The sequence below is a fragment of the Modestobacter excelsi genome (assembly GCF_005930495.1).
GTDB classification, from domain to species: domain Bacteria; phylum Actinomycetota; class Actinomycetes; order Mycobacteriales; family Geodermatophilaceae; genus Modestobacter; species Modestobacter excelsi.
In genome coordinates, this window is the sequence record NZ_SJEX01000065.1 from 21575 (window position 1) to 30643 (window position 9069).

Genomic DNA, 9069 nt, shown 5'->3' on the forward strand with positions numbered 1-9069 from the left:
CCGGACGCGAGCACACCTGGTGCTCTGTCGGAGCGGTCGGCTGGCCGACACGGACGTGGGGGGAGACCGGCGTGCACGCCACCGATCTGCCCTCCGCACCAGCGTGGCACGCCCCGGCCGCGGTGGCAGGCAGCGACGTCCCGGCGGCACCCTCCGGCACGTCCCGGAGCCTGCGCTCGCTGGTCTCCCCCGCCATCCTCACCGGCGGCCTCACCGAGCTGGCCTGGGTGGGCGCGCACGCACTGCTCTGGCCGCTGGGTGCCCGCACCGAGCAGCTGCGGGTCGACAGCCGGTTCCGGCCCGGCGCTCAGCCGCCCGGGGTGCGCGCCCTCTTCGCCGACGACCCGCTGGCCGCGCACGTCCCGGTCGTGCTGGTGCACGGCCTGGTCGACAACCGGTCGGTGTTCACCGTGATGCGGCGGGCGCTGCGGCGCCGCGGGTTCGTCTCGGTGTGCACCTGGAACTACAGCCCGCTGCAGCGCGACGTCGAGAGCGCCGCCGAGGCTCTCGGCCGGCACATCGAGCGGGTGTGCCGGGAGACCGGCCACGAGCGGGTGCACGTCGTCGGCCACAGCCTGGGCGGCCTGGTGGCGCGCTACCTGGTGCAGCGGCTGGGCGGGGACGAGCGGATCGACACCCTGGTGACCCTCGGGACGCCGCACGAGGGTTCCCGGTGGGCGCACTGCCTCCCGACGTCCCTGGTCCGCCAGCTGCGCCCCGGTTCACCGCTGCTCCGTGAGCTGGCCGAGCCGGCCCCGGGCTGCCGCACCAGGATCACCTCGATCTACAGCGACCTCGACCAGATGGTCGTCCCCTCGGTGGCCGGCCGGTGCGAGCACCCGGACCTGTTGGCCCGCAACGTGCTGTTCCGCGGGGTCGGGCACATGTCGCTGCCCATCCACCGCGGCGTCCTCGACGAGGTCGCGGCGACCCTCGCCGGGCTGCGCTCCGGCGCGGACGACGAGCCGGCCGCCGCGGCCTGACCTGCCGCGACGTCGACCCGCCCGACTCTCGGGCGGGTGTCGCTACGCTCTGCACTCGGGTGCAACACCGACTGTCAGATGATGGAAGCGGGCACCACCCGTCACCAGCGTCGGAACGACACCGATGAGATTCCTTCGGCGGGATGGTCCCACCGCGCTGCGCACCTGCCGATCACAGGACCGTCTGGTGCACGTCAGACCCCACGGCTCCCCCCGTGGTGCTGCCCCGGGAAGGTGCCTGTTGTCCCGTCTCCGTGAACTCGTGGGCCGTACGCGGTCCGAGGACGGCCTCGCCGCCGTCCTCGACGCCGGTCCCGCCAGCGCGGAGTTCGTCGCGCCGGACGGCGCCTGGGACTGGGACGCCGCCTGGGCGGCGTCGCAGGCCGACGAGGACGACGAGCCCGACGGGGACGTCGCGGGCATCGAGGCACGCGGCGCCGCCGTCGAGGCCCTGCCGACGAGCACCGACGACGCGCCCAGCGAGGGCGACGCGGCAGAGCCTGCCCCGCTCGACGAGCCGGCCGAGGACGTACGGCCCAGCCGTCGGCGCCGGACCGTCACCGTGCCCGCGACGCTGCGCCGCCCGCCGGGCCGACGTGCTCCGGTGCTGCTGGCCGCCGCCGTGCTCGGCGCCGTGCTCACCGGGGTCCTGGGCGGGCTGGGCGGCTTTGGCTCGGACGCCGGCGCCCCGATCACCTCCGGCCAGGACTACGGCCTGGGCGTCTCCGACTCCAGCTTCTCCGGCGGCGTCGACGACGCCGCCGGTGCCCGCGGTGAGATCAGCCAGGCCGAGGCCCAGGCCCGGCTCAGCGAGATCGCCGCCTCACGCGCCGCACGCGAGCCCGACTTCGTGGTCCCGACCGACGGCCGCCTCACCACCTGCTTCTGCCAGCGCTGGGGCACCATGCACTGGGGCATCGACCTGGCCGCCCCGCTCGGCACCCCCATCTACGCCGCCGCCGACGGTGTCGTCCTGCGGGCCGGCCCGGCGACGGGCTACGGCAACGCCGTCTACATCCAGGACGCCGACGGCAACGTCGAGATCTACGGCCACATGAAGTACTACGACGTGCAGGCCGGGGACGTCGTCTCCGCCGGCGACCAGATCGCCAAGGTCGGCAGCCAGGGCCAGTCGACCGGTCCGCACCTGCACTTCGAGATCCACGTCGGCGGCATGAACGGCAAGCCGACCGACCCGCAGGACTGGCTCGCCGAGCGCGGCCTGTCCGTCGACTGAGGCAGCGGACCCCGACCGCGACGTCCGGACCCGCCGGCACCCGGCCGACGCTGCTGCAGGACCCGCACCGAGCGTACGAGGTGTGGGGGCAGCGGGCCCTTCTTCAGAGCTTTACCAGCGGTGCGTAGCGGAGCACCAGCCGCTTGGTGCCGCCGGAGCCGAAGTCGACGGTCGCCTGGGCCTTGTCCCCGATGCCGTTGACCTCGACCACGGTGCCGAGCCCGAACGCGTCGTGGCTCACCCGGTCGCCGACGTCCACGCTGATCACCGCACGGTTGCCGGCGCCGCCGCGCAGCCCGCCGGTGGACAACCCGGTGGCCGCGACCCGCGCCTGGGCCGAGCTCATCGGCGTGGTGTGCGCCGGCTCGGTGCGCGCCCAGTGCACGGCGTCGGCCGGCAGCTCGTCGAGGAAGCGGGACGGCGGGTTGTAGGCCGGCTGCCCCCAGCTGGTGCGGACGGTGGCCCGGGAGAGGAACAGCCGCTTCTGCGCGCGGGTGATGCCGACGTAGGCCAGCCGGCGCTCCTCCTCCAGCTCGCGCGGGTCACCGAGCGCGCGCAGGTGCGGGAAGACGCCGTCCTCCAGCGCGGTCAGGAAGACGACCGGGAACTCCAGCCCCTTGGCGGTGTGCAGGGTCATCAGCGTGACCACGCCGGCGTCGTCCCCGGTGACCGGGATCTGGTCGGCGTCGGCGACGAGGGAGACCTGCTCGAGGAAGTCGGTGACCGTGCCGCCGGGCGTGCCGGCCTCGAACTCGGCGGCGACCGAGATCAGCTCGTTGAGGTTGTCGACGCGGCCCTCGTCCTGCGGGTCGGTGCTCGCCGACAGCTCGGTCAGGTAGCCGGTGCGGTCGAGGATGCTCTCCAGCAGCGCGGCGGGGCCGGAACCGGTCTCGACCAGCTGCTCGAACTCCTCCAGCAGGGCCACGAACTCCTGTATGGCCTTGAGCGACCGGGTGGCGAGCTCCCCGACCTCCGAGGCGCGGCGCAGGGCGCTGGCGAAGGGGATGCGCTCCCGGTCGGCGAAGCGCTCGACGGCCGACTCGGCACGCTCGCCGATGCCCCGCTTCGGGGTGTTCAGCACCCGGCGCAGGCTCACCACGTCGGCCGGGTTGGCGACCACCTTCAGGTAGGCCAGCGCGTCACGCACCTCGCGGCGCTCGTAGAACCGCACGCCGCCGACCACCTTGTAGGGCATGCCGACCCTGATGAACACCTCCTCGAACACCCGGGAGGCGTTGTTGGTGCGGTAGAAGATCGCGATGTCCTTGGGCTGGGCCAGCCCCTCGTCGGTCAGCGCGTCGATCTGCTCGGCGACCCAGGCGGCCTCGTCGTGCTCGTTGTCGGCGACGTAGCCCTCGATCAGCTCGCCGTCGCCGGCGTCGGACCACAGGTTCTTCGGGCGGCGTGAGGTGTTCCGGGCGATGACCTGGTTGGCCGCGCGCAGGATGCGCTGGGTGGAGCGGTAGTTCTGCTCCAGGACGATGGTGGTCGCCTCGGGGTAGTCCCGCTCGAACTCGTCGATGTTGCGGATGGTCGCGCCGCGGAAGGCGTAGATCGACTGGTCGGCGTCGCCGACCACGCAGAGCTCGGCCGGCGGGACCGGGCCGTCGTGCCCGCCCACCAGCTCGCGGACCAGCACGTACTGGGCGTGGTTGGTGTCCTGGTACTCGTCGACCAGCACGTGCCGGAACCGACGGCGGTAGTGCTCGGCGACGTCGGGGAACGCCTGCAGCAGGTGGACCGTCGTCATGATCAGGTCGTCGAAGTCCATCGCGTGCGCCTCGCGGAGCCGCCGCTGGTAGAGCGTGTAGGCCTCCTTCAGCACCTTCTCCGGCGCCGTCAGCGGGCTGTAGGACTCCTCGTCGACCAGCTCGTTCTTCAGGTTCGACACCTGGTTGGCCAGGCTGCGGCCCGGGTAGCGCTTCGCGTCGAGGTCGAGGTCGCGGGCGACCATCGTCATCAGCCGGACGGAGTCGCCCTGGTCGTAGATGGTGAACGAGCTCTTCATGCCGAGCTTGGCGGCCTCGGCGCGGAGGATCCGCACGCACATCGAGTGGAACGTCGACACCCACATCGCCCGGGCGCGCGGGCCGACCAGGGCCGCGACGCGCTCCTTCATCTCGCCGGCGGCCTTGTTGGTGAAGGTGATCGCCAGGATCTCGCCGGGCTGCACACCGCGGGCGCCCAGCAGGTAGGAGATGCGGTGGGTCAGCACCCGGGTCTTGCCCGACCCGGCACCGGCCACGATGAGCAGCGGGCTGCCCTCGTGGACCACGGCGTCGCGCTGCGGGCCGTTGAGCCCGGCGAGCATGCGGTCCAGCTCCCGACCGGTCTGGCCGGAGGCCTGCCGGGGGAGCGTGGCGGTGCCGGGGAGGGTGTGCTGGAGGCTGCTCATGACCCCGCCACTCTAGGCCGCGGCACCGACACGACCGGGGCCCGCGTGTCGGCTGGGGACGACGCCCTGGCCGTCGGCGGACGTGGTGTGACACACTCGCCGGCGTGTTGCGCAGCCGCGAGTTCTTTTACGGCCACCGGGTCCCGGTGTCCGTGACAGCTGGCTGAGCAGCCACTCCCACACGACGCCCCGGGCCCCACGGCCCCCGGGCGTCTGTCGTCTCGTGGGTCGAGGGCCTCCATCCGCTCGGAGGACCCATGGACACCAGCCTCTCCCCCAGTCCCGCTGCAGACGGCACCGACCCGATCGACGTCCTGCGCGGTGAGATCGACGCCTGCGACGCCCAGATCATCGAGCTGGTGCAGCGACGGGTCGCCATCTCCCAGGAGATCGGCGCGCTGCGCACCGCCGCCGGCGGGATGCGGCTGTCGTTGTCCCGCGAGCAGCGGGTGCTCTCCCGGTTCCGCGCCGCGCTCGGCCCGGACGGCGCCGCGCTGGGCATGATGCTGCTCCGCCAGGGCCGCGGTCGTCTGTAGGCCGCTGTCACGTCCGGCGGGGCTGCGTCGTCTGCACGGTGTCCCCACCCGGTCGACCTCGAGACGAGGAGCCCGCCATGGCACGCCTCCCGCTGGACCCGTCCGGCACGCCGACCGACGGGCTCGCGGCCTTCGACCAGCACCGGCGGCTGCTGTTCAGCGTCGCCTACCAGATGCTCGGCAGCGTCGCCGACGCCGAGGACGTCGTCCAGGACGCCTGGCTGCGCTGGTCGGCGGACGACCGCACCGACGTCACCGACCCCCGGGCCTACTTGGTCCGGGTCGCCTCCCGGCTGGCGCTGGACCGGCTGGGGTCGGCGCGCACCCGGCGGGAGACCTACGTCGGGCCGTGGCTGCCCGAGCCCCTGCTGACCGACGACGCACCCGGTCCCGAGGAGGCCGCGGAACTGGGCGAGCAGGTGTCGCTCGCCGTGCTCGTGGTGCTGGAGACGCTCTCCCCCGCCGAGCGCGCGGTCTTCGTGCTGCGCGAGGTCTTCGGGATGAGCTGGGCCGAGGTCGCCGGGGTCCTCGACCGGTCCGAGGCCGCCGTCCGGCAGCTGGGGCACCGGGCGCGGGAGCACGTGCAGGCCCGCCGGCCGCGCTTCGACGCCGACCGGTCGGCGCAGCGGGAGGTGACCGAGCGGTTCCTGGCCGCCTGCGTGGGCGGGGACGTCGACGCCCTGCTGGCCGTGCTGTCCCCCGGCGTCGTCCTGCTCACCGACGGCGGCGGGGTGGCCAAGGCGGCGCTCCGGCCGATCGTCGGCGCGGACAAGGCCGCCCGCTTCCTGGTCGCCGTGTCGGCCGAGGGGCTCTCGCAGCCCGGGCTGACGATGCGGCTCGTCGACGTCAACGGGGCGCCCGGCGTCGTGGTGGACACCGAGACGGGCCCGGCGATCGCCGTCTCGCTGGTGGTGGCCGACGGTCTCGTCGAGCAGGCTCTCGTCGTGCTCAACCCGGAGAAGCTGGCCGGTCTGCGGGGTTCCGTAGGCTCCGCCGGGTGATGCCACAGCCCTCCGGACCGGCCGCCCACGTCGAGCGCGCGCTGTGCGTGCTCGCCCATCCCGACGACGTCGACTTCGGCAGCGCCGGCACCGTCGCCACCTGGACCGCGGCGGGCACCGACGTCACCTACTGCATCGTCACCGACGGGGACGCCGGCGGCTTCGACGACACCCCCCGGGACCGGATGGGCCCGCTCCGGCGGGACGAGCAGCGGGCCGCGGCGGCGGCGGTCGGCGTCACCGACGTGCGGTTCCTCGGCTACCCCGACGGCCGGGTCGAGCTGACCCTGGACCTGCGCCGGGACATCAGCCGGGTGATCCGCCAGGTCCGCCCGCAGCGGGTGCTGACCAGCTCACCGGAGCGGGTGTGGGAGCGGATCGGCGCGAGCCACCCCGACCACATGACCGTGGGCGAGTCGACGCTGCGGGCGGTCTACCCGGACGCCCGCAACCCCTTCGCCTTCCCCGAGCTGCTCGCTGACGAGGGGCTGGACGCGTGGACGGTGCCCGAGGTCTGGCTGGGCGCCAGCCCGCGCGCCGACCACGCCGTCGACGTCACCGACGTGGTGGAGCAGAAGTGGGCGGCGCTGCTGAGCCATGTGACCCAGGTCAGCCACCAGCCGCCGGGCCAGCTGCAGGAGTTCGTGGGCGCGTGGATGCGGCAGACCGCCCGCACCCACGGCCTCCCCGCCGGACGGCTCGCCGAGGCGTTCCACGTCGTCCACACGGCGTAGTGGTCCTGTCGTGCCGAGTGGGGCCCGGAGGGCTCCGCGCAGGCGCGACGAAACGGCTCAACGCTGATCGGGACGGCACCTGGCCGCGGTGCGGTCCGCCAGGACCGCGATCAGAGGGGCCGACTACAACAACCGGTTGGTGGCGGCCCAGCGGGTGAGCTCGTTGCGGTTGGACAGCTGCAGCTTGCGCAGCACGTTGGAGGCGTGGGACTCCACCGTCTTCACCGAGATGAACAGCCGGCCGCCGATCTCCCGGTAGGTGTAGCCGCGCGCGAGCAGCTGCATGACCTCGCGCTCGCGGGCCGACAGCAGGTCCAGCCCGGGGTCGGTCGCCGGGTCGGCGGCCGGCGCGGGGGCGGGCCCGGTGGCGGCGAAGGCGTCCAGCACGAAGCCGGCCAGCCGTGGGCTGAACACGACGTCGCCCTCGGCGACCCGGCGGACGGCATCCCGGAGGTCGGCGCCGGAGATCGTCTTGGTCACGTACCCGCGGGCACCGGCCCGGATGACGGCGATGACGTCCTCGGCGGCGTCGGAGACCGACAGCGCCAGCCACCGGGTGCCCGGCAGCTCGGCGCGCAGGGACTGGAGGACGGCGTGACCGCCGCCGCCGGGCAGGTGGACGTCGAGCAGGACGACGTCGGGCGCCGTCTCCCGGATGCCGGTGACGGCGGTGGCGACGTCGGCGGCCTCGCCGACCACGTCCACGTCGTCGCCGAGCTCCGCGCGCACCCCGGCCCGGACCATGGCGTGGTCGTCGACGAGGAACACCCGGGTGCGGCTCACGCCGAGGCCTCCACGTGCTCGCCGCGCGGGAGGCAGAGCTCCACCTCGGTCCCCTCTCCTGGTGCCGAACGCACGTTCGCGGTGCCGCCCAGCCGGGTCAGCCGGCCGACCACCGAGTCGCGCAGCCCCCGCCGGTCGGTCGGGACGGCGGTCGGGTCGAACCCGGTGCCCCGGTCGCGCACGAAGACGGTGACCGAACCGGCCGTGACCTCGCTGTACAGCGAGACGCTGGCCGCACCCGAGTGCTTGGCGGCGTTGACGACGGCCTCTTTCGCTGCCTGGCCGAGGGTGGCCACGGCGTCGTCGACCGGCAGGTCCCCGACCACGACCGGGTCGACCGTGACGGCGTGGTCGGCCTCCACCTCGGCGACCAGCCGGGCGACCAGGCCGGCCCAGGTGCCGCCGGTGGCGACGGTCGGCTCGTAGAGCCAGGCCCGCAGCTCCCGTTCCTGGCTGCGCGCCAGCCGGCCGACGACGGTCGGGTCCTCGGCGTGCCGCTGGATGAGCGCGAGCGTCTGCAGCACCGAGTCGTGCAGGTGGGCGGCGACCGCCGCGCGCTCCTCGGAGCGGATCAGCGCGGCCCGCTCGGCGTTGCGGGAGTCCAGCAGCCGCCGCCACAGCGGCGCGGTCGCCAGCGTGATGCCGACCAGGATGACCACGGTGGCGGTGAAGCCGTTGCGGGCGTTGGCGAGCTGTCCGGTGGTCGCCAGCAGCAGGGTGACGCCGGCGACGCCCAGCACCACCCCGCCGACGAGCCCCCAGCGGGCCGTGCCACGGGTCAGCGACTCCTTGGGGTCGGCGTCCAGCTGGCGCCAGATCACCGCCATGCCCATGCCGGCGAGCACGAGCGGCAGGACGATCTCGCTGCCGCCGAAGCTGGCCAGCCGGGACACCAGCCCCACCGCGACGAAGGCGAGCACCGCGAGCCCGAGCAGCTGCCGCCGGCTGGGGCGCTGCCCGACGATCCCCGCCTCGGCGGCTCCGCCGTCGGCCGCGGCGACCGGCATGGTCAACCAGAGCAGCGCGTAGGCGACCACGCCGATGCCGGTGAGCGCCAGGGCCACGAACACGACCCGGACCGCCATCGCGTCCAGCCGCAGGTGGGCCGCCGTCCCCGAGGCGACGCCGGCCAGCAGCCGGCCGCTGCGCGGGCGGACCAACGGAGGCCGCGGAGCGCGGCCGTCGGGGAGCCGCTCCGCGGGCCCGGCCGGCGGAGCGGTGCTGGTGGTCACGACGTCGATGGTGTCACCGTGCCCGCCCGTGGCACACCGGTGATCACCCCGAGTGCGGACGCCGGGACGGATGGGGGTCCGACCGGGGCGTTCCCGGATACCGCCGGGCGCCCGGACGGCGCAGGGTCGGGTCATGACCTCGACGACCACCGCCGCCCTCCCTCCCGC

At 74.2% G+C, this 9069-nt stretch carries 8 protein-coding genes; 5 read left to right on the top strand and 3 right to left on the bottom strand.

Going from position 1 to position 9069, the window contains the following annotated elements; genetic code table 11:
- The first annotated feature begins 71 nt into the window (after window positions 1-71).
- Both FHL80_RS18575 and FHL80_RS18580 read left to right on the top strand, forming a co-directional pair.
- Window positions 72-983 carry an esterase/lipase family protein gene (locus FHL80_RS18575; RefSeq protein WP_138734850.1) on the top strand — a complete coding sequence of 304 codons (912 nt, stop codon included), beginning with the start codon at window positions 72-74 and terminating at the stop codon, window positions 981-983.
- Between the two features lie 262 nt (window positions 984-1245).
- The gene (locus tag FHL80_RS18580; protein WP_138734851.1) at window positions 1246-2220 is read left to right on the top strand and encodes a M23 family metallopeptidase; all 975 of its coding nucleotides are present in this window, start codon (window positions 1246-1248) and stop codon (window positions 2218-2220) included.
- A gap of 103 nt (window positions 2221-2323) precedes the next feature.
- Here the strand turns inward: FHL80_RS18580 and pcrA are convergent, their stop codons facing one another.
- Entirely contained in the window at window positions 2324-4615 is a 2292-nt protein-coding gene (pcrA, locus tag FHL80_RS18585; RefSeq protein ID WP_138734852.1) for a DNA helicase PcrA, read from the bottom strand.
- A gap of 257 nt (window positions 4616-4872) precedes the next feature.
- Between pcrA and FHL80_RS18590 the strand changes: the two genes are divergently transcribed.
- The 3 genes from FHL80_RS18590 (at window position 4873) to FHL80_RS18600 (ending at window position 6886) form a co-directional block, all read left to right on the top strand.
- Window positions 4873-5151 carry a chorismate mutase gene (locus FHL80_RS18590; RefSeq protein ID WP_138734853.1) on the top strand — a complete coding sequence of 93 codons (279 nt, stop codon included), beginning with the start codon at window positions 4873-4875 and terminating at the stop codon, window positions 5149-5151.
- Between the two features lie 77 nt (window positions 5152-5228).
- On the top strand, window positions 5229-6152 hold the full coding sequence (locus tag FHL80_RS18595; RefSeq protein ID WP_138734854.1) for an RNA polymerase sigma-70 factor: 924 nt from the start codon (window positions 5229-5231) through the stop codon (window positions 6150-6152).
- Window positions 6152-6886, top strand: coding sequence for a PIG-L deacetylase family protein (locus tag FHL80_RS18600; protein WP_138734859.1), 735 nt, complete (start codon window positions 6152-6154; stop codon window positions 6884-6886). Before FHL80_RS18595 ends, FHL80_RS18600 begins: the two co-directional genes overlap by 1 nt.
- A gap of 123 nt (window positions 6887-7009) precedes the next feature.
- On the opposite strand, the gene FHL80_RS18605 is transcribed toward FHL80_RS18600, so the two are convergent.
- Complete coding sequence (locus FHL80_RS18605) at window positions 7010-7669, bottom strand: response regulator (protein ID WP_216870863.1); 660 nt, start codon at window positions 7667-7669, stop codon at window positions 7010-7012.
- A complete protein-coding gene (locus FHL80_RS18610) occupies window positions 7666-8901 on the bottom strand; it encodes an ATP-binding protein (RefSeq protein ID WP_138734855.1) in 1236 nt (411 codons plus the stop codon). Before FHL80_RS18610 ends, FHL80_RS18605 begins: the two co-directional genes overlap by 4 nt.
- Between the last annotated feature and the right edge of the window lie 168 nt (window positions 8902-9069).

What these genes read in the sequence shown, in the direction of transcription:
- FHL80_RS18595 (WP_138734854.1), top strand. Translation starts at nt 5,229, where the DNA reads ATGGCACGCCTCCCGCTGGACCCGTCCGGCACGCCGACCGACGGGCTC.
- FHL80_RS18590 (WP_138734853.1), top strand. Translation starts at nt 4,873, where the DNA reads ATGGACACCAGCCTCTCCCCCAGTCCCGCTGCAGACGGCACCGACCCG.
- FHL80_RS18600 (WP_138734859.1), top strand. Translation starts at nt 6,152, where the DNA reads ATGCCACAGCCCTCCGGACCGGCCGCCCACGTCGAGCGCGCGCTGTGC.
- pcrA (WP_138734852.1), bottom strand. Translation starts at nt 4,615, where the DNA reads ATGAGCAGCCTCCAGCACACCCTCCCCGGCACCGCCACGCTCCCCCGG.